Raw genomic sequence first — 24,294 nt, 5'->3', positions numbered from 1 at the left:
TAGACCAGTTGGTCAATGGTGCGGACCAATGTGGAAGGGGGGAGGGCCCGCTGGCGGTTTCTTGAAGTAAGCGGTCGTTAACTGGTGACGCGGTGCCGCCGATCGGGCATACTCACAGCGCACAGCCGCTGGTCAGCAGCTTCCGAGACCCGGGAGTGCGAGCATCGGCCAGGCACCGATACGACCCCGGCGGAGCCGCCCCCACCCAAGGCGCACGCCGATGTGCCCGAACAGGGAGGAGAGCGTCGCCATGCCCGACCGCGCCCCGCAGCCGGTGGACCGACAACTGCCCACGGACGAGGCCCGGGACCTGATCTCGCTCGTCCGCGACATCGCGCAGCGCGAGATCGCCCCCCGGGCCGCCGAGGAGGAGGACGCGGGGCGCTTCCCGCGCGAGGTGTTCACCCTCCTCTCCGAGTCCGGCCTGCTCGGCCTCCCCTACGACTCCGAGTACGGTGGCGGCGACCAGCCGTACGAGGTCTACCTCCAGGTCCTCGAAGAGCTCGCCATGGCCCGCCTCACCGTCGGCCTCGGCGTCAGCGTGCACACCCTGGCCTCGTACGCGCTCGCCTCCTACGGCGCCAAGGAGCAGCAGGCCGAGCACCTGCCCGCGATGCTCGGCGGCGGCCTGCTCGGCGCCTACTGCCTCTCCGAGCCGGCCTCGGGCTCGGACGCGGCCTCCCTGCGCACCAAGGCGGTGCGCGACGGTGACCATTGGGTGATCAGCGGCACCAAGTCATGGATCACGCACGGCGGAATCGCCGACTTCTACACCGTCATGGCCCGCACCGGCGGGGAGGGCCCGCGCGGCATCACCGCGTTCCTGGTGCCCGGGGACGCCGAGGGGCTGAGTGCCGCCGTGCCGGAGAAGAAGATGGGGATGAAGGGCTCGCCCACCGCCCAGATCCATCTCGACGGCGTCCGCGTCGGCGACGCGCGGCGCATCGGCGAGGAGGGGCTGGGCTTCGCGATCGCCCTGTCGGCGCTGGACGGCGGCCGGCTCGGCATCGCGGCCTGCGCGGTCGGCCTGGCGCAGGCCGCGCTCGACGAAGCACTCGCCTACGCGACCGAGCGGCGGCAGTTCGGCAAGCCGATCGCCGACTTCCAGGGACTGCGCTTCATGCTCGCCGACATGGCCACCCAGATCGAGGCGGGCCGCGCGCTGTACCTGGCGGCGGCCCGACTGCGCGACGCGGGGCGGCCGTTCGGCCGGCAGGCGGCCATGGCCAAGCTGCACTGCACCGACACCGCGATGCGGGTCACCACCGACGCCGTGCAGATCCTCGGCGGCTACGGCTACACCGCGGACTTCCCCGCCGAGCGCTACATGCGCGAGGCCAAGGTCCTGCAGATCGTCGAGGGCACCAATCAGATCCAGCGCATGGTCATCGCCCGCCACCTCGCGGGGCCGGAGACGCGCTGAACTGACCGAGCCCGCGCCAGGGCGCCGAGAGCCGGGTCCACTCCGGGTCGTGCCGACCGGGCAGGGTGCGGCCCCGGTCGGCCCACATCCGCATCAGATCGCGGTAGATCGGCGGATCCGGATACTGGGGCGGCGCCGGTACCGCCCCTTCCGTGGGCGGCGGCGCGAAGACACGGCGTTGACGCCCGGTCGTCGAGTACGTGGGGGTCGTCATACCTGGGCAACGCGGGAGCGACCGGACGGGTCACCAACCGCCGGAATAGAGCGTGCGTTCGCGGCCGTCCCGTACGGCGGATCCGACGACGACCGCGGACGAGGGCGGCGGACGGCGCACGTCGCCCTCGTCCGGGCAGGCGCTGGGATGGCGGGAACCGCTCAGGCGGCGTGGCGCCGCATCGACGGGACCCTGATCGGACGCGAGCCCGGACCGCCGACGTGCGAGAAGGGCTGGGTGCGCCAGTCGAGCCCCTGAGGGAGCGTCAACAGCAGGGCGGTGTCCTGCTCCTGGGGCGCGATGGACTCGTCCGCCGGCCGGGCCTCGGAGGCGCGGCGGCCGGTACCGGCGCAGACCGTGAGTCCGAACGGGTTCCACGGAGAGGCGCACAGCGCGTGCTCCGGCAGGACGTCCTCGTCCGCCAGCAGGGCGATGGGCTGAGCGCAGTCCGGGCACACGACCCGGTACATCTCGAAGGTGTCGTACGCGTCCGGTTCGTCGTCCGGGGCGTCGGGTTCGACGTACTCCGGTTCGAACTCGACGACGATCGGCTGCTGCCTCTTGGACGTGGTACGACGACCAAGGCGCTTAAGACTCTGCATTGGGTTCTCCCCCTCGGGCTGGGCCGTGAAGGCGCTGCGGCCTCGACCACAGCAAGCACTTCCCGTCCCCTCTCCGGGGTAATCACGGGAACATCACGGAGACCGTTCGAGGGGTGTGGCGTTCGTCACATGCCATGCGCAGGTGCCCCGTGCGACGCCTCCGTCCCCGTGCCGCGCGCGGCCACCCGGCACATCACGAACCGGGTATGACCTGGGCGGTTCAGGTATCGGAGGGGATCGAGCGCACTGTAGGTTCTTGCGCCATGGAGGAGCTGGACCGACAGATCGTGCAGCTGCTCGTCAAGGACGGGCGGATGAGCTACACAGACCTGGGCAAGGCCACGGGCCTGTCCACGTCGGCCGTGCACCAGCGGGTGCGCCGGCTGGAACAGCGTGGCGTCATCCGCGGCTATGCCGCGGTCGTCGACCCGGAGGCGGTGGGCCTGCCCATGACCGCCTTCATCTCGGTCAAACCCTTCGACCCCAGCGCCCCCGACGACATCGCGGACCGCCTCGCCGGCGTTCCCGAGATCGAGGCCTGCCACAGCGTCGCGGGCGACGAGAACTACATCCTCAAGGTGCGCGTGTCCACACCGCACGAACTGGAGGAACTGCTCGCGCGCGTACGCACCCTGGCAGGCGTCTCGACCCGCACGACGGTGGTCCTCTCCACGCCGTACGAGTCCCGCCCGCCCCGCGTCTGACACGCGCTCCACGGGCTGCGGGCGGCGTCCGCGCAGGGGCGGCGGGGGTGCGTGCCGCGACGCGTGGCGGTCCCGCCCCGTCGGACACGGTCGCGGGGCAGCGCCCACCGACTCCGGCCCCCGCGCGGCATCGGGTCCGGGCCGGGGCACCGGTGCCGTGCCGCACGCGTCAGGGGCGCCCGGAGCCGCCGGGGCCGGTGAGCCGGACCTGGATGCGGGGCGGGACGGGCGGCGCGCGAGACTGTGGGGCATGAGTGAACGCACCGTCCCGTCGCACACCGTCCTGCTCCGTCGCGGCGAGGTCCACAGCCCCGCCGACCCCTTCGCGACCGCCATGGTCGTCGAGCGCGGTCAGGTCGCCTGGGTCGGCTCCGAGGGCGCCGCCGACGCCTTCGCGGACGGGGTCGACGAGGTGATCGACCTCGACGGGGCGCTGGTCACCCCGGCGTTCACGGACGCGCACGTGCACACCACGGCCACGGGGCTCGCCCTCACCGGCCTCGACCTGTCCACCGCCCCTTCGCTTCAAGCCGCGCTGGCCCGCGTACGGGAGTTCGCCACCGCCCGCCCCGACGACCGGGTGCTGCTCGGGCACGGCTGGGACGCCGCCCGCTGGCCCGGTGGCCGCCCGCCGACCCGCGCCGAACTCGACGAGGCCACCGGCGGCCGTCCCCTCTACCTCAGCCGGATCGACGTCCATTCCGCGGTCGTCACCACGGCGCTGCTCGACCTCGTCGCGGACCGGGGCACCCGCGAGGACGGCCCGCTCACCGGGGACGCCCACCACGCGGTGCGCGCCGCCGCCCTGGCCGCCGTCACGCCGGCCCAGCGCACCGAGGCCCAGCGCGCCGCCCTCGCCCACGCCGCCTCCCTCGGCATCGGCACGGTCCACGAGTGCGGCGGCCCGGAGATCTCCTCCGAGGACGACTTCACCGGCCTGCTGCGGCTCGCGGCCGAGGAGACAGGCCCGCGCGTCGTCGGCTACTGGGCGGAACAGGACGTCGCCAAGGCACGGGAGCTGGGCGCGATCGGCGCGGCCGGGGACCTGTTCGCCGACGGCGCCCTCGGCTCGCACACCGCCTGCCTGCACGAGCCGTACGCCGACGCCGGCCACACCGGCACTGCACACCTGGACGCCGCCGCCGTCGCCGCCCACGTGGTGAACTGCACCGAGGCCGGTCTCCAGGCGGGCTTCCACGCCATCGGCGACGCCGCGGTGAGCACCGTCGTGGACGGCATGCGGGCCGCCGCCGACAAGCTCGGCCTCGCTCGCGTGCGGGCCGCCCGGCACCGTGTCGAGCACGCCGAGATGCTCACCCCCGAGACCATCGCCGCCTTCGCCGAACTCGGCCTGACCGCCTCCGTCCAGCCCGCCTTCGACGCCCTGTGGGGCGGTGCGGAGGGTATGTACGCCCGGCGTCTGGGACCGGAGCGGGCCCGCTCGCTGAACCCGTTCGCCGCGCTGCTGCGCGCCGGGGTCCCGCTCGCCTTCGGCTCCGACAGTCCCGTCACCCCCCTCGACCCCTGGGGCACGGTCCGGGCCGCCGCGTTCCACCGCACCCCGGAGCACCGCGTCTCGGTGCGCGCCGCTTTCACCGCGCACACGCGCGGCGGCTGGCGGGCGACCGGACGTGACGACGCGGGTGTCCTGGTGCCCGGCGCACCGGCCGACTACGCCGTCTGGCACACCGGTGAACTCGTCGTCCAGGCACCCGACGACCGGGTGGCCCGCTGGTCCACCGACCCGCGTTCCGGCACCCCGGGCCTGCCCGACCTCTCACCGGGGCGTGACCTGCCCGTCTGTCTGCGCACGGTGGTCGGCGGTCGCACGGTCTTCGTACGGCCGGGTGAGTGATCTACAGGGACGGCGCGATGACGATCATGCGCCGCGCCCCCGTCTCGCGACCTGCGGATCCTCCTCGCTGACCAGGCATGTGAACCACATTGCGCAGGTGGAACGACTGTTGACAGGCGGCCGCGGGGGGCCGGTAGGTTCGGCCGGGTCCACCACCGGACGCCCGACCGGAGTACTTCCGGCCACTCGTGTCAGCGCCGCTGGGTCAGGGACGGTGTGCCGCACCGGTGCACCGCCACTGGGAACCAGGCTCAGCGCCCGCGCCGTACGGAGGGACCGTTCCAGCCGGTCGGGGAGGTGTGACCCGGGTGGGGCCCGGGCGTTCAGTAGACAACGGCTTCAGGTCGATCCGCAGCCGGCGGATCCCGGGCCGGCCCGAAGGGCGCCGGGCCCCCATCCGCCGCCGTACGCCGTGCCCTCGTCGCGCCCGGGCGTCGGGCCCTGGACGCCGGGCCTCGAAAAAGGGTATTCCTACCCGATCTCCGGTGAACGACACCACCATACGAACGTCCTGTCACGTCATCGCAGGCCCCGGACCACTATGGTGGGACCCTGCGCACAGGACATGAAGGGGCAGCAGTGAACGACGGCGACGGGACCCTCGCGGCAGGATCCCAGGGAAGGAACTTCGGCCCGCTCGGCACGGCTTTGGTGATCATTCCGACCTACAACGAGGCGGAGAACATCAAGGCGATCGTCGGCCGGGTGCGCAAGACCGTTCCCGAGGCGCACGTTCTCGTGGCCGACGACAACAGCCCCGACGGCACGGGCAAGCTGGCCGACGAACTGGCCGTTGAGGACGACCACGTCCAGGTGCTGCACCGCAAGGGCAAGGAGGGCCTGGGCGCGGCGTATCTCGCGGGCTTCCGCTGGGGCATGGAGCACGGCTACGGCGTACTGGTCGAGATGGACGCCGACGGTTCCCACCAGCCCGAGGAACTGCCCCGCCTGCTGACCGCCCTCAAGGGCGCCGACCTGGTGCTCGGTTCGCGCTGGGTGCCGGGCGGCCGGGTGGTGAACTGGCCGAAGTCCCGTGAGTTCATCTCCCGCGGAGGCAGCCTCTACTCGCGCGTGGCGCTCGATCTGCCGCTGCGCGACATCACCGGCGGCTTCCGCGCCTTCCGCCGCGAGACCCTGGAGGGCCTCGGGCTCGAGGATGTCGCCTCCCAGGGGTACTGCTTCCAGGTCGATCTGGCCCGCCGCGCGGTCAAGGCGGGCTACCACGTCGTCGAGGTGCCCATCACCTTCGTCGAGCGGGAACTCGGCGACTCCAAGATGAGCCGCGACATCCTCGTCGAGGCGCTGTGGCGGGTCACCGCGTGGGGCGTGGGGGAGCGGGTCGGCAAGGTCCTCGGGCGCGGCGACGACAAGCAGCCCCACGCGTAGCGGCCTGGTCACCCCTTATCCCGCGCTGAGCCTGGCCCAGGCACACTGGGAGCATGACGACTGGAGCTCAGACCCCGTATCCCGTCCGGCCCCGGCGCTCCCGGCTGCGGACCTTCCTGCCGCTGAGTGTCGCCGCGTGGCTCGTTCTGGAGATCTGGCTGCTCACCATGGTCGCCGGGGCGTCGAACGGGCTGGTGGTCCTCCTGATCCTGGTGGCCGGTCTGCTCCTCGGATCGGTCGTCGTCAAGCGGGCGGGCCGACGGGCGTTCAAGAGCCTCACCGAGACGCTGCAACAGCAGCAGAACGGCGTGCCTCCCACGCCGGGACCGAACAGCGAGGGCAACGGCCTGATGATGCTGGGCGGGCTGCTGCTGGTCATCCCGGGTCTCGTCTCGGACGCGCTGGGCCTGATCCTGCTGGTGCCGCCGGTTCAGAAGGCCGTGAGCCGTTACGCCGAGCGGACCTTCGAGCGCAGGCTCCGTGAGGCCGCGCAGGGTTCCCTGGGGGACGCCTTCCAGCAGGCCCGCATGCGCCGGCCCGACGGCAAGGTCGTCCAGGGCGAGGTCATCCGGGACGAACCCGGAAGCACGTATGGGGACACGCCGCAGGGTCCGCGTCCGCCGCTGACGCGCTGAGGCGGTCGGAACCGGGCCGGCCAAGCAGGGCAAGGCCGGTTCCGGCCGAGGGAACGCAGACAGGACCGCGGGCGCCGTACCCGAAAGTACGGCGCCCGCGGTCCTATCGCTGTGCGTTGTGGTTCTGCCCAGGTCCCCTCCGGGATCAAGCCGACTTTCGGCTGTCCCGGGGGTGAACCGCGATGTTCATCGCACCGGAGCGCAGAACGGCGAGACGCTCCTCGAGGACCTCTTCGAGTTCCTCTCGGGTGCGCCGCTCCATCAGCATGTCCCAATGCGTACGCGCGGGCTTGGCCTTCTTCTCCTCGGGGCCGTCGCCGTCCACCAGGAGTGCCTGGGCACCGCAGACCTTGCACTCCCACTCCGGCGGAATCTCCGCCTCGACCGAGAAGGGCATCTCGAAGCGGTGCCCCTTCTCGCATGCGTACTCCACGGCCTGGCGGGGGGCCAGGTCGATGCCGCGGTCCGTCTCGTAGCTGGTCACCACGAGGCGCGTGCCGCGAAGAGCTCGCTCACTCATGAATCGTGCCTCCCGGGCTTGTCGCCCACAGGACAGGTGTCGCTGTCGTCGTCATCCGGTCAACGTCCGGTCGGCGGTAAAGATTCCCGTTCCGTGTCCCGTTCCGGGTCATGCGCGCCGTCGTAGCCGCAGCCTTGTCAACCAGTGCAGTACCCACCGGCGCCCGGTTTGTCACATCCGCTAGCAGATGTGACACAGCGTTTCGGCATCTTTGACGCGCAGTAACGGTACGCCTGGCAGGCCAAACGCGTACACTACAGCCCTTTCGCGCCGAGCGCTAAATCCGCTCGGGAACCGGGTTGCCCGCGTCGGCGATGGCACGGCGCACCGGCACCCGCGCGAGGAGCGCGAATCCCAGGACGAAGAAGCCCACGAGGGAGATGATCGCGTCCCGGTAGCTGCCCGTCAGCTGGTAGGTGAGCCCGAACAGCAGCGGCCCGAGCCAGCTCATCCCGCGGTCGCTCACCTCGTACGCCGAGAAGTACTCGGCCTCCTTGCCGGGCGGCACGAGATGGGAGAAGAGCGAGCGGGACAGCGCCTGACTGCCGCCGAGGACCAGGCCGATTCCGGCGGCCAGCACGAAGAACCACCCAGGTGCCCCGGCGGGCAGGAAGTACCCGGCTGCCAGGGTCAGGGTCCAGGCTACGAGGGAGCCGAGGATCGTGCGTTTGGCCCCGTACCGCCGGGCCAGCCGGCCCAGCGCGAGCGCGCCGGCCACCGCCAGGATCTGGACGAGGAGCACGGCGACGATGAGCGTCGACTGTTCGAGCCCCAGTTCCTCGGAGCCGTACACCGAGGCCTGGGAGATCACCGTCTGGATGCCGTCGTTGTAGACCAGGTACGCCAGCAGGAAGGCGAGCGTCAGCGGGTGCCGCCGCATGTCGCGGACGGTCGCCGCGAGCTGCCGGAAGCCCGGCAGGGCGGCCTCCCGCGCGGGAGCGCGGCGGTCGCGCAGCCGGCGCAGCGGCACCACCGCGAAGGCACCCCACCACAGCCCCGCCGACGCCAGGCAGATGCGCACCGCCATGCCCTCGGAGACGCCGAAGCCCTCGTGGCCGGTGTAGAGCACGAGGTTCGCGACCAGAACCAGGGCTCCGGCCGCGTACCCGAACGCCCACCCGCGCGAGGAGACCGCGTCGCGTTCCCCGGGCGGGGCGATCTGCGGCAGATAGGAGTTGTAGAGCATCATCGCCACGGACTGCGCCGCGTTGGCCACGATCAGCAGCACCCCGCCCAGCAGGTAGCGCTCGCCGCCGAGGAAGAACATGCCCGCAGTCGCCGCGGCCCCGGTGTAGGCGGCGGCCGCGAGGAGCGGCTTCTTGCGCCCGGTGCGGTCCGCGGCGGCGCCCACCAGCGGCATCACCAGCACGGCCACGATCACCGACAGGGAGACGGAGTAGGCGAAGAAGGACCCCGCGCGTACCGGTATGCCCAGCGGGTGGACGAACCCGTCCGCGTCCGCCGCCGCCTCGGCGACCGACGTCAGATAGGGGCCGAGGAACACGGTGAGCACGCTCGTGGAGTACACGGAGCACGCCCAGTCGTAGACGTACCAGCCGCGCTGCTCGCGCCGCCGCTTAGCGGCCTCGTCCCCCACCGGTGACCGCACGGTGTCGGTGTCCACCCGTGCCCCCTCGCTTCCCCGTGACCGCGCGGAGGCGGGGCACGGGGTGTCAGACCCAGATGCCGCGGTCCTCCATGACCTTGCGCAGTGTGTCGATGTGATCGGTCATGATGCCATCCACTCCCAGGTCCAGGAGCCGGTGCATCCGCTCGGCCTCGTTGATCGTCCATACATGTACCCGCAGCCCGCGCGCGTGGGCGGCCCGCACGAAGCGGTGATCGACCACCCGGATGCCCGACTGCTCCTCGGGAACCTGGGCGGCGACGGCCGACCGGCGCACCGTGGCCGGCAGCCCCCAGGACCGCAGCCGCAGGTTCAGCACGCCCCGGGTGCCGTACGAGGTGGCCAGCCGCGGGCCGGCCAGCCGCTGTGCCCGCACCACGCGGGCCTCGGAGAACGAGCCGAGGCAGATCCGGTCCCAGGAGCCGGTGCGCTCGATCAGGTCCAGAAAGGGCAGCAGGGCCGCTTCGGCCTTCACGTCGACGTTCCAGCGCACCTCGGGGAAGGTCTCCAGGAGCTCCTCGAACAGGGGGACCGGTTCCTCGCCCGCCACGCGCGCGTGCGCCACGTCGCGCCACGGCAGGTCGGCGATCCGGCCCGCGCCGTCCGTCACCCGGTCGAGGGTCGCGTCGTGGAAGGCGACCAGCCGGCCGTCACGCGTGGCGTGCACGTCGGTCTCGATGTACCGGTAGCCCGCCTCGACGGCGCACCGGAACTGCCGCACGGTGTTCTCCAGCCCGTCCGCCGCTCCGCCCCGGTGGGCGAAGGGGATCGGGCCGGGATGATCGAGGTAGGGGTGGCGTATCCGCGGGGTCACGGACGCAGTATCGCTCGCCGCGGTCGACCGGTGGCAACGACCGTGCTGCCGTCGGATGCCGAGGGAACGGCGAACGCGCGCAGGAAGAGCTGGGCGAGCGGACCGATCGCCACCGCGTACAGCAGGGTGCCGACGCCCACCGTGCCGCCGAGGACGAAGCCCGTGACCACCACCGTGATCTCGATGGCCGTGCGGACAACGCGGATCGAAACCCCGGTGCGCTGGTGCAGTCCCGTCATCAGGCCGTCGCGCGGGCCCGCACCGAAGCGCGCCGCGATGTACAGCCCGGTCGCCGCGCCGTTCAGCACGATGCCCGCCGCCAGCAGCGGCACGCGGACGGCCAGACCGTGCGCGTCCGGCACCACGGTCAGGGTCGCGTCCATCGCCGCGCCGATCACCAGCACATTGGAGACCGTGCCCAGCCCGGGCCGCTGACGCAGCGGAATCCACAGCAACAGCACCGCCGCGCCCAGGATGGTCAGCACCACGCCCATCGACAGCCCCGTCCGCTCGGACAGGCCCTGGTGCAGCACGTTCCACGGCTCGAGACCGAGCCCCGACCGCACCAGCAGCGCCGAGCTCGCGCCGTACAGCGCCAGTCCGGCGTACAGCTGGAACAGCCGTCGTGCGAGATGTCCGTGCCGGGACGAGTACCTGGCCAAAATGTGCCCCCCTGTGGTGGAAGTGGACCGATGCGTGACACCCTGTGGCTTGGCTGATGATGTTATCCATGGCCAATCAGGGGAAGGTGGACTGATTCTCATGGCCCAGTGGACCTCCGCGGTGGGCGCGGCTCAGCTCGCCCGGCTGCTCAAGTCCCAGCAGGGCGGCCCGACCGGCCCGGGAACCCGCCGTCCGCCCGCCTACCGCGCGCTCGCCGACGGCATCCGCCTGCTGGTGCTCGAGGGGCGCGTGCCGGTGGCGGCGCGGCTGCCCGCCGAGCGGGAGCTCGCCCTCGGCCTGTCCGTGAGCCGCACCACCGTCGCCGCCGCCTACGAGGCGCTGCGCGCCGAGGGCTTCCTGGAGTCGCGGCGCGGCGCGGGCAGCTGGACCGCGGTCCCGGCGGGCAATCCGGTGCCCGCGCGAGGGCTGGAACCACTGCCGCCCGAAGCGCTCGGCTCGGTGATCGACCTCGGCTGCGCCGCGCTGCCGGCGCCCGAGCCATGGCTCACCCGTGCCGTCCAGGGCGCTCTGGAAGAGCTTCCGCCGTACGCGCACACCCATGGCGACTATCCCGCCGGGCTGCCCGCGCTGCGCGCGATGATCGCCGACCGCTACACCGCGCGGGGCATCCCGACCATGCCCGAGCAGATCATGGTGACGACGGGCGCCATGGGCGCCATCGACGCCATCTGTCACCTCTTCGGAGGGCGCGGCGAACGCATCGCCGTCGAGTCGCCGTCCTACGCCAACATCCTCCAGCTGATGCGGGAGGCCGGCGCCCGGCTCGTCCCCGTGGCCATGGCCGAGGGCCTGGCCGGCTGGGACATGGACCGCTGGCGCCAGGTACTGCGGGAGGCGGCGCCCCGTATCGCCTACGTCGTCGCCGACTTCCACAATCCGACCGGTGCCCTCGCCGGCGAGGACCAGCGGCGCCGTCTGGTGGACGCGGCGCGCTCGGCGGGCACGGTGCTGATCGCCGACGAGACGATGAGCGAGCTGTGGCTCGACGCCGATGTGGAGATGCCGCGCCCGGTCTGCGCCTTCGACCCGGCCGGGTCCACGGTGATCACGGTCGGCTCGGCGAGCAAGGCCTTCTGGGCCGGGATGCGCATCGGCTGGGTGCGCGCGGCCCCCGACGTGATCCGCAGCCTCGTCGCCGCACGCGCGTACGCCGATCTGGGCACGCCGGTACTGGAACAGCTGGCCGTGAACTGGCTGTTCGGCACCGGCGGCTGGGAGCAGGCGGTGGAGATGCGACGCGCCCAGGCCCGGCAGAACCGGGACGAGCTGGTGAGCGCGGTACGGCGGGAGCTGCCCGACTGGGAGTTCGAGGTGCCGCGGGGCGGGCTCACGCTGTGGGTGCGCACCGGAGGGCTCTCCGGCTCGCGGCTCGCCGAGGCGGGCGAGCGGGTCGGCGTGCGGGTGCCGTCCGGGCCCCGCTTCGGGGTCGACGGGGCGTTCGAGGGGTACGTGCGGCTGCCGTTCACGGTGGGCGGTGCCGTCGCCGAGGAGGCGGCGGTACGCCTGGCCGCGGCGGCACGGATCGTCGAGTCGGGCGGCACGTCCGGGGCGGAGACACCGCGCACCTTCGTGGCGTAGCGCGCGACGGGGGGCGCGGCCGGGCTTTCGGCGGAGCGGAGCCGGTGGCGACCGGGCCGGGCCCGGCGCCCCCGGCGCGGACAGTCGTCCACGCGGCGGTGACGGCACCGCTCGCCGCGGTGGCCGTCGCAGGCCCCGGGGGCGGGCCGGTCAGGAAGAGGATTCCGCGACCGCCGCCTCCGTGACGTCCGCCTCCGCGGGCACGGTCTCCTTGCGCACGGTCTCCTCGGGCACGGTTTCCCTGGGCGTTGTCGTCTCGACGCCCGCGCCCGTGGCCGCCTGCTCCGCGCCCGCCTCGGCCTCGGTGGCGCCCGCCGCGGCGGGCACCTTCTCCCTCGCCGCCTTCTCCAGGTTCACGGCATCCGGCTCCACGCGTCCCGGCTCCAGCCGCTCCGGCTCCTCGTCCGCCGGAGTCGTACGGGGCGGCAGCAGGTCCAGGACCGCCTGCCGGTGGGCGTCGCTGGTCGCGTCGTCGTACGGGTCCGGTGTCGCCGGGACCTGGAGGCGGTGCACCGGCCCCACGCCCAGGCGGGCGTAGCCGCGTCCCGGGGGGACCTGATCGACGGGTGTGGTGTGCGGGGGTGCCCCCAGGACGGCCGCCAGCTGCTCCGCCGTCGCGGGACCGAGGACGACCCGCGCGCGTGTGTGCTGCCGCACCGGCTCGCCGAGGGCGTCCAGGCTGTCGAGCTGATCGGCGACGACCACGGTGACGTTCGCCGGGCGGCCGTGCCGCAGCGGGACCTGGAGCAGCGACTGGGGATCCTTGCGGTCGTCCGCGGCGGCCAGGTGGGTGAACGCGCTCGGCCGGTCCAGCAGGAGCCACAGGGGACGCCTGGTGTCCTCGGGCGGCGGGTCGCCCGCCTGATGAGCACGGTGGGCGGCGATCAGCCGGCGCTCCGTCTCCTGTGCGGCCCATTCCAGGATGGCCAGCGACCCCGTCAGACCGCACTCGACGGCGAGCACGCCGTCCCGGCCGGTCAGGCAGGCGTACTCGCCGGTGCCGCCACCGTCGACGATCACCACGTCGCCGTGGTGGAGGGCCTGCAGGGCGATGGAGCGCAGCAGGGTCGAGGTGCCGCTGCCCGGCTGTCCGACCGCGAGCAGATGGGGTTCGGTGGAGCGGATACCGGTGCGCCAGACCACGGGGGGAACGTCGCGCCGCTCCTCGCCGTGGGCGCCGTGGGTGAGCGGCAGCGTGCGCTGCACCCCGGTGGGGTCCGTGAAGCCGAGGACCGTCTCGCCCGGTGCCGTGACGAAGGGCTGGGCGGCGATGTCGGTGGGCAGGGGCGCGAGGACGCGGACCGTGAGCTGGTTGCCCTCCTCGTCCCACGCGAAGTGGTACTCGCGGCCGCGCCCCGACTTGGCGCCGAGCAGATGCTCGATCCGCGCCCGGGACTCCGGCTCGGCGTCGGTGAAGTAGGCGGGGTAGCGGATCACCAGGTGTGCGATCCGGCCCGTGCCGTCGAACTCGTACTCCGAGAAGGTCTTCGTCCAGTCGCCGCCGTGGGCGTAGAGCGGTTCGGGGTCCTCGGCGGTCGAGAAGTACGGCACCAGGGCGTCGTAGAGCGACTGCAGGCGCTGGGCCTGCGACGCGTCGGGTCCGTCGGGTGCCGACGGGGTGCGGTCCCGGCCCTGCCAGGCGGCCGCCGCCATCAGGGTGATGACGGCGAGCAGCGGACCGTACGGCGCCAGCGCCACGACCAGCACGACCGACGCCACCATGAAGAGCAGCGCGCCGCGCCTGTCCTTGGGCGTGTCGGCCCACCTGCGCCGTCCGGCCGAGGCCAGCCGGCGCAGGCCGCGCGTGATGGTGATCAGCGGGTGGAGGACATCCGTGGCGCTGTCGGCCGCCGTCCTGGCCAGCTCCCGGCTCCGGGCGAGCGGTGCGCCGCCGTTGCTCAGAATGCGGGGGAGAGGGCGCCGGGCCACTGCTGCCTCCAGACGATGCGTACGGGCGGGCGGGGTGTGGTCGGGCGGATCAGAACTTGAATCCGCCCAGGAGGCCGGCCAGGCTTTCGCCGCCCGCCTTGATGCTGGGTGCGATGGCCGTGCTGGCCAGATAGAAGCCGAACAGCATCGCCACCAAGGCGTGCGACGCCTTCAGCCCGTCCTTGCGGAAGAAGACGAAGACGACGATGCCGAGCAGGACCACGCATGAGACCGAGATGATCATGTGAGTTCTCCTGGTTTGCGGGGACAGTCACCATGAGTACTTCCAGGCTCACAGAATGTATCTATACGATAAAAGGTGCAACTGGGTGCTTTCTCGGCATTTACCCTCGGATGGTCCTGCCGTGATCTTTACCTCGGGCGCATCGGCTCATGTGTCGCGCGAGCCAGTACGCTGGCGATTCACCCGTACGGCTCTGCACCGCTCGCAGACGTACGTCCTGTCCCCGAAGCACGCAGCAGGTGCGTGTGCAGTGAGAGGTGGTCCGGCCGATGACTGAAGCCCCCGACCCCGAGGTCGTGGAGCTCGCGACCAAGATCTTCGATCTGGCCCGGCGCGGCCGGACCAGCGAACTCGTGGCCTACGTCGACGCGGGTGTGCCGGCCGACCTCACCAACGACCGCGGCGACTCGCTCGTGATGCTCGCCGCCTATCACGGCCACGCCGACGCGGTACGCGCGCTGCTGGAGCGCGGCGCCGACGCCGACCGCGTCAACGACCGGGGCCAGACGCCACTCGCGGGGGCGGTCTTCAAGGGCGAGACCGAGGTGATCGAGGCCCTCCTGAAGGGCGGCGCCGATCCGTCCGCCGGCACCCCCTCGGCCGTCGACACCGCCAGGATGTTCGGCCGTACGGAATTGCTCGACCTGTTCGGTGAGCGCTGAACGACATGCTCTGACCAGCGACGACACGGAAAACGGGGGAGGCGGTACAGGGCCGCCGAAATTTCGGTCGCGGTAGGTGTGACCGCCGGGTCATCATGACGAAGTGATTCACGGACGCGATGGCTGGGCAGGTGTTGCCGCACCGCGCGGGCCGTGATCGGTCCGCATGGGCCACCGACGAGAGGCAGAGAGAAATGGTCTACAGCAAGCAGGAAACGGCGGGCGCCCCGACGTGTTGTCACGTGGCCAGGTAAGGCACGTCCCCGGTTGCGTCGACGCTTGATATGAGGCTGTTTCCCATGTTCGATCCGGTCATAGCGCCCAGCGGTACGCTGCTCGGCCTGCTCCAGCGGGGCCGCGGCGACGGCACGCTGCACGCGCTCACCGCCCCGCGATCCGAAGCGCTCGCGGCGCTGAACCACTGTGTGCTGCGCGACCCGCGCCACGACTGGCAGGTGGAGAACCGCTCCCTCTACTACGCCCGCCTCTACCTCGATCTGCACGGCGAACTGGACGCGATCGAGGCCCATCTCTTCGACGCCGAGGACATCCTCGACACCGACGAGTCGCGCACCGGACTCGCCCTGGCCGTCCTCGGCCATCTCGCCTCCTACGGCAGGTGGGACGCCCTCGCCCTGTTGCGCAGGTACGCCGCCCACGGCACCAACTGGGCCTGGGCCCTGGACGAGCTGGCCCTGCGGGACGACGACGCGGGTCTGCGCGCCCTCGCCGCCCCGGTCCTCGCGCGGTTCGCCACCGACGCCGAGGGCGAAGCGGAACTGGCCGCCACCGTCCGCGACGCCTTCGAGCCACGGCCCTGGCGTCTGTGGGCCGACGATCCGCGCGCATCCATCGCCACACGCGTGCGTGCCGCCCAGGAGACCGGCTGTTTCGACCGCTGGCAGCGGCAGATGCGTCCCACCGGGCCCCGCCCCGGCTGGAGCGTCCAGGCCGTGTTCGAGTGGGCGCAGCAAGGCATCGAACGCGGCGCCGCGCTCCACGTCCCGGCCGCCCGCTGCCTCACCGCCGTGGCGGGCCCCGAGGACCGGCCGGAGATCGTCCGGGCCGCCAAGGACGGCACCGAGGGAGCCCGGTGCACCGCCCTGCGGTACCTCGCGGACTGCAACGACCCCGACGCCCTGCCCCTGATCGAGGGCGCCGTGGCCACCGGATCGGCGGTCGTCGTGGAGGCCGCCGTCGACGCCTTCGAACGCATGCGCAGTCTCGCCGCCGTCGACCGGGCGCGTGGCTGGGCCCGCCGGCCCGACCCGCTGGGCGCCGCCGCCGGCCGGGTCCTCGCCTGCCGGGGCGGGGTACACGACCGGGACACCGTCCTCGCGGCGCTGCGGGAGGCGGTACGGGGCGAGGGCCCCGACGCGCCCACCCTGTGGACGCTCGTCGACGGCGCCGGACGTCTCGGCATCGCCTGCGCCGCCCCCGTGCTCCGCCACATCTACCGCGAGACCGCCTCCTCCCATCTGCGGGGCCGGGCCGCCCGCGCCCTGGCCGCGACCGACCCCTCCTTCGGCACCGGCTTCGCCGTCGAGTGCCTCTGGGACTGCGAGGAGACCACCCGCGAGATCGCCGCCCGGCACGCCGAGACCGGGGACACCCGGGTCGTCGAGCGTCTGCGCCGGCTCGCCGCCGACCCGGCCGAGGAGGCCGAGGTGCAGACCGCGGTACGCAGCCGCATCGGTCCCGAGGAGACCGCCGTGTGACCCGCTCGCGCACCGCGGCATGAACGGCGGATGGCCCGCGAATCAGGTGCGTATGGATGCGGCCTGACCTGCTGGGGCCGGGGGTCCAACGCTCACGGCGCGTTCTCCGCGCGGAGAGATCCATGTTGACGTGATCACGTCCGGCGCGGCGACAACACCGGTATGCGTGTCGTCATCGTGACCGAAACCTTCCCCCCGATGTGAACGGCGTGGCCCACTGCGCGCTCCAGACCGCCCGGCACCTCGTCGAGCGCGGCCATGCCCCCGTCGTCGTCGCCCCCGCCACCGCGCCGGTACGACAGGTCGCGTCCGGGGGCTCTCGTGAGACCGCTGCCCTTCGTGGCCCTCGGGGACTCGCTGACCGAGGGGATCGGTGAGCGGGTCGGCGGCGGATGGCGGGGCTGGGCGGCGTTGCTCGCGCCGTCGCTGGGCGCGGAGCCGGCGCGGTTCACCGACCTCGCGGTGAGCGGGGCGCGGACGCGCGAGGTGCTCGAGCGGCAGCTGCCCGCCGCCCTGGCGCTGCGGCCCGGGCTCGTCTCCGTCGTCGTCGGCGTCAGCGACCCCATGCGCCGCACCCGCCGCGTTGTCGTCGGTCGCCCAGGGCTCCGCACTGGCGCCCTCCTCCGCCTTGCGGCCGCACGCACCGGACCCCGCTCGGCTCGGCCGCGAGGCGCCGTTTCCCGGAAGTCGGCCTGATCCGAACGACACCCCCTGGCCGGCCAGGGTTCAGCGGCGTCGTACGGCGATGAAGCGGACCGGGGTGCCGGGGGTCGCCTGGGCGGCGGCCGGGAGGTCGGTGGGGCGTACGACCGCGATCACCGGGTAGCCCCCGGTGGTCGGATGGTCGGCCAGGAAGACCACCGGTGTGCCGTCGGGCGGCACCTGGACCGCGCCCAGCACCAGGCCCTCGCTCGGGAGCTCCTCCGGCCTGGCCCGTTCCAGGGGCGGTCCGGTGGTGCGCAGCCCGATGCGGTTGCTGGCGGAGGACACCCGGTACGTGCGGGACGTGAGGGTCCGTACCGCGGCAGGGGTGAACCAGTCGTCGCGCGGGCCCGGGGTCACCCGCAGCACGAGCTCGTCCGGGGGCGCCGGCTGCGGGGCGACGTCCACGTGCGCGTGGCCCTCCCGCGGGGTCCCGAGGGGGAGCACCGCACCGTCCGTGACGGGGGCGGGGCCGAGGCCGGAGAGCAGGTCCGTGGAGCGGCTGCCCAGCACCGGCTCGACGGCGACCCCACCGGAGACGGCCAGATAGGCGCGTACCCCGGACGTCGCCGCCCCGACGTCGACAACGGACCCGGCGCGCACGCGTACCGGCGCCCCCCAGGCGACCGGACGGCCGTCCACGGTGACCCGGCAGGGGGCCCCGGCGACCGCCACGGTGACCGCCGAACGAGGGCGTACGGAACAGCCGTTGAGCGTCGTCTCCAGGACGGCCGCGTCCGGCGGGTTGCCGGCCAGCCGGTTGGCGAGCGCCGCCGCCGGCCCGTCCAGTGCCCCGGAGCGGGGTACGCCGAGGTGGGCGTGTCCGGGACGGCCCCGGTCCTGCACGGTGGTCAGGGCTCCCGCTCGTACGACGACGAGCGCTCGGTCCGTCATGTCGCGGGCTCCGTCGTGGCCACCGGGACGAAACGCACGCGCGTGCCGGGCGAGAGCAGCGCCGCCGGCACGCGCGCGTGGTCCCACAGCACGAGGTCGGTCGTACCGATCAGCTGCCAACCGCCCGGCGAGGAGCGCGGATACACGCCGGTGTACGGCCCCGCCAGCGCAACCGAACCGGCCGGTACCGCCGTGCGCGGAGTCGGCCGGCGGGGCACGTCGTAGCGCGACGGCAGTCCCGTGAGGTAGCCGAAGCCGGGCGCGAAGCCGCAGAAGGCGACACGGAACGCGGCGCCCGCGTGGATGCGGGCCACCTCCCGGGCGGACACACCCCAGTGCGCCGCGACCTGGGCGAGGTCCGGGCCGTCGTAGCGCACCGGGATCTCGACCGTCTGCGCCGCGCGCGGGGGCGCGGGGGGCAGTTCGCGTGCGGTCAGTTCGGCGGCCAGCCGGGCGGGATCGGACAGGCCGTCGAGCAGGACCGTGCGCGCCGCGGGAACGATCTCGCCGACCGGCAGGGAGCCCTCCGCGCGGCGTCGCAGCAGCTCCGCGTGGAGCGCCTGGGCCTCGTCGCCCGAGGAGACCTCGACGAGCAGGGCGTCCTCGCCGACGGGCAGCACCCTCATGCGAAGGCCTCCACCCGGACGCCGGACGCCTCCAGGGAGTCCCGCACCCGGCGTGCCAGTTCCACCGCGCCGGGCGTGTCGCCGTGCAGACACAGGGAACGCGCCCGCACCTCGATACGCCGCCCCGACCGGGCGTCGACCTCCCCATGACGGGCCAGGTCCAGCGAGCGTGCCACCACCGCCTTCGGGTCCGTGACCACCGCGCCCTCCTGACGGCGTGGCACCAGCGTGCCCTCGTCGGTGTACGCCCGGTCGGCGAACGCCTCCGTGACCACCGGCAGACCCGCCTTCCGGGCCACTTCCAGCAGACGTGAGCCGGGCAGGCCCAGCACGGGCAGCGTGGCGTCCGCGAGCACCACCCCGTCGACGACCGCACCCGCCTGCTCCTCGTCGCGCACGACACGGTTGTACAGCGCCCCGTGCGGTTTCACGTAGGCCACGCGTGCGCCCGCCGCGCGGGCGAACACCTCCAGGGCGCCGATCTGGTAGGCCACTTCGGCCGCGAGCTCGGCAGGCGGCACGTCCATCGCGCGCCGCCCGAACCCCGCCAGGTCCCGGTAGGAGACCTGGGCGCCGATCCGCACCCCGCGCTCGGCCGCGAGCTCGCACACCCGGCGCATGGTGGCCGCGTCACCGGCGTGGAAACCGCAGGCCACGTTGGCGCTGGTGACGACGGCCAACAGCCGTTCGTCATCGGTGAGCCGCCAGCGGCCGAAACCCTCGCCGAGGTCGGCGTTCAGATCGATCGAGGTCATGAATCCTTCGTTCTCCTTCTCGGGACACGTGCACACGCCCCGGGACCGGCATGCCACGTGGGAGGTCATGCCCCGCCGGACGTCACGCGACGCGGTACTGCTCGTCGCGGGCGTCGCCGAGGAACATCTGCCCCGGCGCGTGCGTGAGGGCGAACGGCGGACGGGAGGCCATGACCGCGGCCTGCGGAGTCACCCCGCAGGCCCAGAACACCGGGATGTCGTCGGGCTCGAAGTCCACCGGGTCGCCGAAGTCGGGGCGGCCGAGGTCGTCGATGCCCAGCCCGAAGGGTTCGCCGCAGTGCACCGGACCGCCGTGCACCGCCGGCAGCAGACTGCTCTCCCGGATCGCCGCGGAGAGGTGCCGGGGCGGCACCGGCCGCATGGACACCACCATCGGCCCGCGCAGCCGTCCCGCCGGACGGCACTGCCAACTCGTCACGTACATGGGAACGTTGCGGCCCTGCTCCACGTGGCGGACCGGAACGCCCGCCGCCGTCAACGCCCCCTCGAACGTGAAGCTGCATCCGATCAGGAACGACACCAGATCATCGCGCCAGTACGCCCGCACATCCGTCGGCTCGTCCACCAACTCGCCGTTCTCCCACACCCGGTAGCGCGGCAGATCGGTGCGCAGGTCCGCGTCCGCGGCGAGGACGGTGGTGACCGATCCGGCGTCGGTGACGTCCAGGACCGGACAGGGCTTGGGGTTGCGCTGGCAGAACAACAGCATGTCGTACGCCCAGTCGGCGGGCACCGAGATCAGATTGGCCTGGGTGTGCCCCACGGCCACACCGGCCGTGGGGCCCGCCAGCCCCTCCCGGAAGCGGGCGCGCGCGGCTCGCGGGCTCCACGCGTGCGCGTGCTCGTCGACGAGGGTCACGGGGCGGTCGTCCGTGGAGGTGGTCGGACGGTCGTCGGTGTGGCTCACTCCAGTTCCTTCCCGCGCGTCTCCGGCAGCCCCAGCAGTGCCAGCGCCGCGAGGCCGTAGCCGATGGCGCCGAAGACCAGCGCGCCGCCCACGCCCCAGCTGTCGGCCAGGAAACCGACCGTCGTGGGGAAGACCGCGCCGACGGCACGTCCGGTGTTGTACGTGAAGCCCTGGCCCGTACCGCGAACCGCCGTCGGGTACAACTCGCTCAGATAGGAACCGAAGCCGCTGAAGATCGCCGACATGCAGAACCCCAGCGGGAAACCGAGCACCAGGACCAGGGTGTCGGCGCCGCTCGGGATGTTCGTGTACGCCAGGACGCAGATCGCGGACAGCAGGGCGAACAGCCAGATGTTGCGCCGGCGGCCCAGCCGGTCGGTGAGGTAACCGCCGGTCAGATAGCCGATGAAGGCACCCGAGATCAGGAACGTCAGATAGCCGCCGGTGCCGACGACCGACAGGTCGCGCTCCGTCTTCAGATACGTCGGCACCCAGGTGGCGAGGGTGTAGTAGCCGCCCTGGACGCCGGTGGAGAGCAGCACGGCGAAGAGCGTGGTGCGCAGCAGGCCCGGGGATCCCGCCCGGCCGGGCCGGAAGATCGCCGCGAACGAGCCCTTCCGGGCGCTCTTCTCCCGCGCGGCGACCGCCTCGGGCGCGTCCCGCACACTGCGCCGCACCCATACCACGAGCAGCGCCGGCAGCGCACCGGTCCAGAACATCACCCGCCAGGCCAGATCGTCGTCGACCAGCGAGAAGACCGCCGTGTAGACGATCACGGCCAGCGCCCAGCCCACGGCCCACGAACTCTGGACGGCGCCGAGGGTACGGCCCCGGTGCCTGGCGCTCGCGTACTCGGCGACCAGGATCGCGCCGACCGCCCACTCGCCGCCGAAGCCGAGGCCCTGGAGCGCGCGGAACACCAGCAGCGTCTCGTAGTTGGGCGCGAAGCCGCAGGCCACGGTGAACACCGCGTAGGTGATCACCGTCAGGAGCAGCGCCTTCACCCGGCCGATGCGGTCCGCCAGCACGCCGGCGAGGGCGCCGCCGACCGCGGAGACCACCAGGGTGACGGTCGTGAGCAGGCCGGTCTGTCCGCTGTTCAGACCGAAGTACGCGGACAGCGTCACCATGGTCAGCGGCAGCGTGAAGTAGTCGTACGAATCCAGGGCATAGCCGCCGAACGCGCCGCCGAAGGCGCGTCGGCCCCGCGGTCCGAGCGCGCGCAGCCAGCCGAACGCCCCGTCGCCGGCGGCGTGTCGGGACGCTGCGGGGCGTGGTTCGTCGGTGAGTGCCTGCGGTGGAGGGGTCGTGCTCATGGGCACCTCGCAGAGGGAGGACGGAGCGTGCTGGAAGAAGTGAGCCGTGCCGTGCGGAGCAAGGTAGAGGATCGTTGAACGATCCTTCAATACCCATGTTGTCTCGTCCTTCCGTGTGCGATTGAATTCCGGGCATGGCAGAGCAGCTGAGCGGACTGGCCGACGACCGCGCCCTGTTGGGCCGCACCAGCACCGCCGAGCGGGTCGCGGACATCCTCCGAAGCCGGATCGCCGAGGGGTACTTCCCGCCCGGAACCCGGCTGTCGGAGGACAGCATCGGCGGCGCGCTCGGTGTCTCCCGCAACACGCTGCGCGAGGCGTTCCGGCTGCTCACGCACGAACGGCTGCTCGTCCACGAACTGAACCGGGGCGTGTTCGTCCGGGTGCTGACCGTCGAGGACGTCGAGGACATCTACCGCACCCGCCGGCTCGTCGAGTGCGCCGTCGTACGCGGTCTCGGTGACCCGCCCTACGCGCTCGGCGCGCTCGCCGAGGTGGTGGAGGAGGGACGCGCGGCGGCACGCGAAGGTGACTGGAAAGGCGTGGGTACGGCCAACATCCACTTCCACCGGGAGCTGGTGGCCCTCGCCGCCAGCGAGCGGACCGACGAACTGATGCGCAGCGTCTTCGCCGAACTGCGGCTCGCCTTCCACGTGGTGGACGAGCCCAGACGACTGCACGAACCGTACATCGCACGAAATGTCGCGATCCTGGAAGCCTTGCGGGCCGGCGACCGGGAGAAGGCCGAGCAACTCCTCGCGGCCTACCTCGACGTCTCGCTGGAGCGGGTGGTGGAGGTGTACCGGCGCCGGGTCGGGGAGGACGGGCAGGGCGGCTGAACCCGGCCTCCGCACGGCTGCGCGACGGTGGTGTGACAACCGTGACGGCGGGGCGCATCTGCCTCGTTTGGGTCGTTGTCAGATCGAGGACCTAGTCTGTGCACCGTGACTTCGCCTGCATCGACGGACAGCGTTCCGCCCCAGCTCAGCGCGGGGCCGCGGCCCGCGCCGGGCCCGGCCGCCGACGAGGGTCTGGCGCGCCGGCTGCGCGCGCTCGCGTGCACCGCGCCCCTGCACGACCTCGACGCCCGCAAGGCCAACCTGGCCGGTGAGTACTCGGTGTACGGCATGGCGGAGATCGCCCTCGCGGCCATCGACCTGGTCACGCTGAACATGGACTTCGACACGGGCGCGGACCACGACCAGATCGTCGCCCGGCTCATCCCGCGCATCGCCGCCCAGGCCCCGCGCCGTCCCGCCGCCGAGCACGAGCGGGTCGCCCGCTGGGTCATGGAGAACCTGATCAATGTCGGCAGCGTCGACCGCGGCTTCCGAGCGGTGTACGGCGTGTTCGCGGCGGACGGCACCTATGTGCGCCGAGACTACGACTTCAAGCTGATCGAGGAGGTCCCCGGACCCGGCGGCACGGTGTACCTGCGCACCACCGACGAAGCGGTCAACGTCCTGGTCGGGGCCCTGGACACCGACGTCACCAGCGCGCAGATCGCCGCCGAGGTCAAGCTGGAGGTGCTGATCAGCCGGGGCAGGCTCGCCGACGCCCAGCTCGCCGCGGAGCAGGCCCGCTACCGGACCGTGCAGTACTCCGAGACCCTGCGCCGGGCCCTGGACGCCACCCGCCGCAACGTACGCGCGGTGGACTGGCTGAGCGCCGTGCCCGACATGATCGCCGAGGCCCTCGACCATGTGGCGGACCGCTACCGCCACGAGAACGCGATCCTCACCAACATCCGCAAGGCCCGCGACGAGTCCGAGGACCCCGAGCACAAGCGCCGGGCGGCCGAGCTGGTGGACATCGTCAAGGACTGCATCCGCCGCCACACGCAGCTTCAGTCCCGGCTGCTGGAGGCCGGCCCGCTGTTCCGCGCCGAACAGGACCGGCAGGCCTTCGCCACCCCCACGTCGACCGCGGGCACGGACCTCTACGGCCACCTCCTGGCGCCCCTGCTGCCCCTGCCCGTGGAGCGGGCGGCCCGGGTCACCGACGCCTTCTTCGCCCACGGCACCGGACTGCGCACCCCGGTGTCCGTCCGGGTCGGCGACCTCGTCGAGATCCTGCTGACACCGCCCGTGGAGCGCGAGCACCTCGGCGCCGAGATGCCGGAGCCCGACCTGATCGCCACGCCTGACGACAGCCGCTTCAGCGAAGAGCAGCTGGCGGCCGCGACAGAGCTGCTCGACCTGCCGGCCGACGCCCCGCGCCGGCTGTCCGGGCTGCTCGCCGACGCCCGCCGCCAGGACCCCGAACTGCCCTACCTGGTCGCCCTGCTGGCCATTCACGCGGCCAGCCCGCCGGTCGGCACCGCCTACCGCCAGGGCGAACGGAAGCTGCTGTTCGCCGTGGACGACGGCACCGAGCTCGACGACCCCGAGTTCGGCGGAGCCGACCTCGTCGTCGGCACGGCCCTGCTGGACGCGGCGGGCATGGCCGCGGACCGCACGGAGGCGGCATGAGGGTTCC

General features: G+C 72.7%; 23 protein-coding genes and 1 pseudogene. 12 read left to right on the top strand and 12 right to left on the bottom strand.

Annotated features, from left to right (window positions below; genetic code table 11):
* The first annotated feature begins 250 nt into the window (after positions 1 to 250).
* The gene (locus IE178_RS05445; RefSeq protein WP_193511502.1) at positions 251 to 1,423 is read left to right on the top strand and encodes an acyl-CoA dehydrogenase family protein; all 1,173 of its coding nucleotides are present in this window, start codon (positions 251 to 253) and stop codon (positions 1,421 to 1,423) included.
* A 375-nt stretch (positions 1,424 to 1,798) separates the two neighbouring features.
* On the opposite strand, the gene IE178_RS05440 is transcribed toward IE178_RS05445, so the two are convergent.
* Positions 1,799 to 2,239, bottom strand: a complete 441-nt coding sequence (locus IE178_RS05440) for a hypothetical protein (RefSeq protein ID WP_184766340.1) — start codon at positions 2,237 to 2,239, stop codon at positions 1,799 to 1,801.
* A gap of 263 nt (positions 2,240 to 2,502) precedes the next feature.
* Here IE178_RS05440 and IE178_RS05435 point away from each other — a divergent pair, with 263 nt between their 5' ends.
* From IE178_RS05435 to fxsA, 4 genes are all read left to right on the top strand, one after another.
* Positions 2,503 to 2,943 carry an Lrp/AsnC family transcriptional regulator gene (locus IE178_RS05435; RefSeq protein WP_184766341.1) on the top strand — a complete coding sequence of 147 codons (441 nt, stop codon included), beginning with the start codon at positions 2,503 to 2,505 and terminating at the stop codon, positions 2,941 to 2,943.
* A 250-nt stretch (positions 2,944 to 3,193) separates the two neighbouring features.
* Positions 3,194 to 4,798 (top strand): amidohydrolase, encoded by a 1,605-nt coding sequence (locus IE178_RS05430; protein WP_193511501.1) that lies wholly within the window; start codon positions 3,194 to 3,196, stop codon positions 4,796 to 4,798.
* Between the two features lie 579 nt (positions 4,799 to 5,377).
* Positions 5,378 to 6,184, top strand: coding sequence for a polyprenol monophosphomannose synthase (locus tag IE178_RS05425; protein ID WP_184766343.1), 807 nt, complete (start codon positions 5,378 to 5,380; stop codon positions 6,182 to 6,184).
* Between the two features lie 53 nt (positions 6,185 to 6,237).
* Complete coding sequence (gene fxsA, locus IE178_RS05420) at positions 6,238 to 6,819, top strand: FxsA family membrane protein (protein ID WP_184766344.1); 582 nt, start codon at positions 6,238 to 6,240, stop codon at positions 6,817 to 6,819.
* Between the two features lie 145 nt (positions 6,820 to 6,964).
* Here the strand turns inward: fxsA and IE178_RS05415 are convergent, their stop codons facing one another.
* The 4 genes from IE178_RS05415 to yczE all read right to left on the bottom strand — a co-directional run bounded on the left by IE178_RS05415 (position 6,965) and on the right by yczE (position 10,442).
* A complete protein-coding gene (locus IE178_RS05415; protein ID WP_003977404.1) occupies positions 6,965 to 7,339 on the bottom strand; it encodes an RNA polymerase-binding protein RbpA in 375 nt (124 codons plus the stop codon).
* A gap of 277 nt (positions 7,340 to 7,616) precedes the next feature.
* The gene (locus tag IE178_RS05410) at positions 7,617 to 8,963 is read right to left on the bottom strand and encodes an MFS transporter (protein ID WP_193511500.1); all 1,347 of its coding nucleotides are present in this window, start codon (positions 8,961 to 8,963) and stop codon (positions 7,617 to 7,619) included.
* A 49-nt stretch (positions 8,964 to 9,012) separates the two neighbouring features.
* Positions 9,013 to 9,780 (bottom strand): glycerophosphodiester phosphodiesterase family protein, encoded by a 768-nt coding sequence (locus IE178_RS05405; RefSeq protein ID WP_193511499.1) that lies wholly within the window; start codon positions 9,778 to 9,780, stop codon positions 9,013 to 9,015.
* Complete coding sequence (gene yczE, locus IE178_RS05400) at positions 9,777 to 10,442, bottom strand: membrane protein YczE (protein ID WP_184766347.1); 666 nt, start codon at positions 10,440 to 10,442, stop codon at positions 9,777 to 9,779. Before yczE ends, IE178_RS05405 begins: the two co-directional genes overlap by 4 nt.
* Before the next feature lie 100 nt (positions 10,443 to 10,542).
* Here yczE and IE178_RS05395 point away from each other — a divergent pair, with 100 nt between their 5' ends.
* Positions 10,543 to 12,042: an SCO1417 family PLP biosynthesis transcription factor gene (locus IE178_RS05395; RefSeq protein ID WP_193511498.1), complete on the top strand. Its 1,500-nt coding sequence runs from the start codon at positions 10,543 to 10,545 to the stop codon at positions 12,040 to 12,042.
* Positions 12,043 to 12,192: 150 nt separating this feature from the next.
* Here IE178_RS05395 and IE178_RS05390 read toward each other — a convergent pair whose 3' ends face one another.
* Positions 12,193 to 13,971 (bottom strand): P-loop NTPase family protein, encoded by a 1,779-nt coding sequence (locus IE178_RS05390; RefSeq protein WP_193511497.1) that lies wholly within the window; start codon positions 13,969 to 13,971, stop codon positions 12,193 to 12,195.
* Between the two features lie 49 nt (positions 13,972 to 14,020).
* Positions 14,021 to 14,215, bottom strand: a complete 195-nt coding sequence (locus tag IE178_RS05385) for a hypothetical protein (protein ID WP_193511496.1) — start codon at positions 14,213 to 14,215, stop codon at positions 14,021 to 14,023.
* 269 nt (positions 14,216 to 14,484) lie between these two features.
* Here IE178_RS05385 and IE178_RS05380 point away from each other — a divergent pair, with 269 nt between their 5' ends.
* From IE178_RS05380 to IE178_RS36875, 4 genes and pseudogenes are all read left to right on the top strand, one after another.
* On the top strand, positions 14,485 to 14,877 hold the full coding sequence (locus IE178_RS05380) for an ankyrin repeat domain-containing protein (protein WP_193511495.1): 393 nt from the start codon (positions 14,485 to 14,487) through the stop codon (positions 14,875 to 14,877).
* A gap of 299 nt (positions 14,878 to 15,176) precedes the next feature.
* Positions 15,177 to 16,595: a HEAT repeat domain-containing protein gene (locus tag IE178_RS05375; protein WP_193511494.1), complete on the top strand. Its 1,419-nt coding sequence runs from the start codon at positions 15,177 to 15,179 to the stop codon at positions 16,593 to 16,595.
* 162 nt (positions 16,596 to 16,757) lie between these two features.
* A pseudogene (locus IE178_RS36880) lies at positions 16,758 to 16,888 on the top strand (glycosyltransferase family 1 protein); the annotation flags it as partial.
* 28 nt (positions 16,889 to 16,916) lie between these two features.
* Positions 16,917 to 17,291, top strand: coding sequence for a GDSL-type esterase/lipase family protein (locus tag IE178_RS36875; RefSeq protein ID WP_193511493.1), 375 nt, complete (start codon positions 16,917 to 16,919; stop codon positions 17,289 to 17,291).
* 30 nt (positions 17,292 to 17,321) lie between these two features.
* Here IE178_RS36875 and IE178_RS05365 read toward each other — a convergent pair whose 3' ends face one another.
* The 5 genes from IE178_RS05365 to IE178_RS05345 form a co-directional block, all read right to left on the bottom strand.
* On the bottom strand, positions 17,322 to 18,191 hold the full coding sequence (locus tag IE178_RS05365) for a 5-oxoprolinase subunit C family protein (protein ID WP_193511492.1): 870 nt from the start codon (positions 18,189 to 18,191) through the stop codon (positions 17,322 to 17,324).
* Positions 18,188 to 18,817, bottom strand: coding sequence for a 5-oxoprolinase subunit B family protein (locus IE178_RS05360; protein WP_184766353.1), 630 nt, complete (start codon positions 18,815 to 18,817; stop codon positions 18,188 to 18,190). The genes IE178_RS05365 and IE178_RS05360 overlap by 4 nt, the downstream gene beginning before the upstream one ends.
* Entirely contained in the window at positions 18,814 to 19,572 is a 759-nt protein-coding gene (locus IE178_RS05355) for a LamB/YcsF family protein (protein ID WP_184766354.1), read from the bottom strand. The genes IE178_RS05360 and IE178_RS05355 overlap by 4 nt, the downstream gene beginning before the upstream one ends.
* Before the next feature lie 82 nt (positions 19,573 to 19,654).
* Positions 19,655 to 20,500 carry a putative hydro-lyase gene (locus IE178_RS05350; protein ID WP_193511491.1) on the bottom strand — a complete coding sequence of 282 codons (846 nt, stop codon included), beginning with the start codon at positions 20,498 to 20,500 and terminating at the stop codon, positions 19,655 to 19,657.
* Positions 20,497 to 21,816, bottom strand: coding sequence for an MFS transporter (locus IE178_RS05345; RefSeq protein ID WP_193511490.1), 1,320 nt, complete (start codon positions 21,814 to 21,816; stop codon positions 20,497 to 20,499). Before IE178_RS05345 ends, IE178_RS05350 begins: the two co-directional genes overlap by 4 nt.
* A 134-nt stretch (positions 21,817 to 21,950) precedes the next feature.
* Between IE178_RS05345 and IE178_RS05340 the strand changes: the two genes are divergently transcribed.
* Together IE178_RS05340 and IE178_RS05335 are read left to right on the top strand one after the other, a co-directional pair.
* The gene (locus tag IE178_RS05340) at positions 21,951 to 22,655 is read left to right on the top strand and encodes a GntR family transcriptional regulator (protein ID WP_184766357.1); all 705 of its coding nucleotides are present in this window, start codon (positions 21,951 to 21,953) and stop codon (positions 22,653 to 22,655) included.
* A gap of 105 nt (positions 22,656 to 22,760) precedes the next feature.
* Positions 22,761 to 24,287 (top strand): hypothetical protein, encoded by a 1,527-nt coding sequence (locus tag IE178_RS05335; RefSeq protein ID WP_193511489.1) that lies wholly within the window; start codon positions 22,761 to 22,763, stop codon positions 24,285 to 24,287.
* Positions 24,288 to 24,294: the final 7 nt, after the last annotated feature.

It is taken from the genome of Streptomyces griseoloalbus (assembly GCA_014650015.1).
GTDB lineage: Bacteria > Actinomycetota > Actinomycetes > Streptomycetales > Streptomycetaceae > Streptomyces > Streptomyces griseoloalbus.
The sequence above is the reverse complement of the archived record's forward strand: the minus strand, read 5'-3'. Positions and strand labels throughout refer to the sequence as shown.

What these genes read in the sequence shown, in the direction of transcription:
- IE178_RS05445 (WP_193511502.1), top strand. Translation starts at nt 251, where the DNA reads ATGCCCGACCGCGCCCCGCAGCCGGTGGACCGACAACTGCCCACGGAC.
- IE178_RS05440 (WP_184766340.1), bottom strand. Translation starts at nt 2,239, where the DNA reads ATGCAGAGTCTTAAGCGCCTTGGTCGTCGTACCACGTCCAAGAGGCAG.
- IE178_RS05435 (WP_184766341.1), top strand. Translation starts at nt 2,503, where the DNA reads ATGGAGGAGCTGGACCGACAGATCGTGCAGCTGCTCGTCAAGGACGGG.
- IE178_RS05430 (WP_193511501.1), top strand. Translation starts at nt 3,194, where the DNA reads ATGAGTGAACGCACCGTCCCGTCGCACACCGTCCTGCTCCGTCGCGGC.
- fxsA (WP_184766344.1), top strand. Translation starts at nt 6,238, where the DNA reads ATGACGACTGGAGCTCAGACCCCGTATCCCGTCCGGCCCCGGCGCTCC.
- IE178_RS05415 (WP_003977404.1), bottom strand. Translation starts at nt 7,339, where the DNA reads ATGAGTGAGCGAGCTCTTCGCGGCACGCGCCTCGTGGTGACCAGCTAC.
- IE178_RS05395 (WP_193511498.1), top strand. Translation starts at nt 10,543, where the DNA reads ATGGCCCAGTGGACCTCCGCGGTGGGCGCGGCTCAGCTCGCCCGGCTG.
- IE178_RS05385 (WP_193511496.1), bottom strand. Translation starts at nt 14,215, where the DNA reads ATGATCATCTCGGTCTCATGCGTGGTCCTGCTCGGCATCGTCGTCTTC.
- IE178_RS05380 (WP_193511495.1), top strand. Translation starts at nt 14,485, where the DNA reads ATGACTGAAGCCCCCGACCCCGAGGTCGTGGAGCTCGCGACCAAGATC.
- IE178_RS05375 (WP_193511494.1), top strand. Translation starts at nt 15,177, where the DNA reads ATGTTCGATCCGGTCATAGCGCCCAGCGGTACGCTGCTCGGCCTGCTC.
- IE178_RS05365 (WP_193511492.1), bottom strand. Translation starts at nt 18,191, where the DNA reads ATGACGGACCGAGCGCTCGTCGTCGTACGAGCGGGAGCCCTGACCACC.
- IE178_RS05360 (WP_184766353.1), bottom strand. Translation starts at nt 18,817, where the DNA reads ATGAGGGTGCTGCCCGTCGGCGAGGACGCCCTGCTCGTCGAGGTCTCC.
- IE178_RS05355 (WP_184766354.1), bottom strand. Translation starts at nt 19,572, where the DNA reads ATGACCTCGATCGATCTGAACGCCGACCTCGGCGAGGGTTTCGGCCGC.
- IE178_RS05345 (WP_193511490.1), bottom strand. Translation starts at nt 21,816, where the DNA reads ATGAGCACGACCCCTCCACCGCAGGCACTCACCGACGAACCACGCCCC.
- IE178_RS05340 (WP_184766357.1), top strand. Translation starts at nt 21,951, where the DNA reads ATGGCAGAGCAGCTGAGCGGACTGGCCGACGACCGCGCCCTGTTGGGC.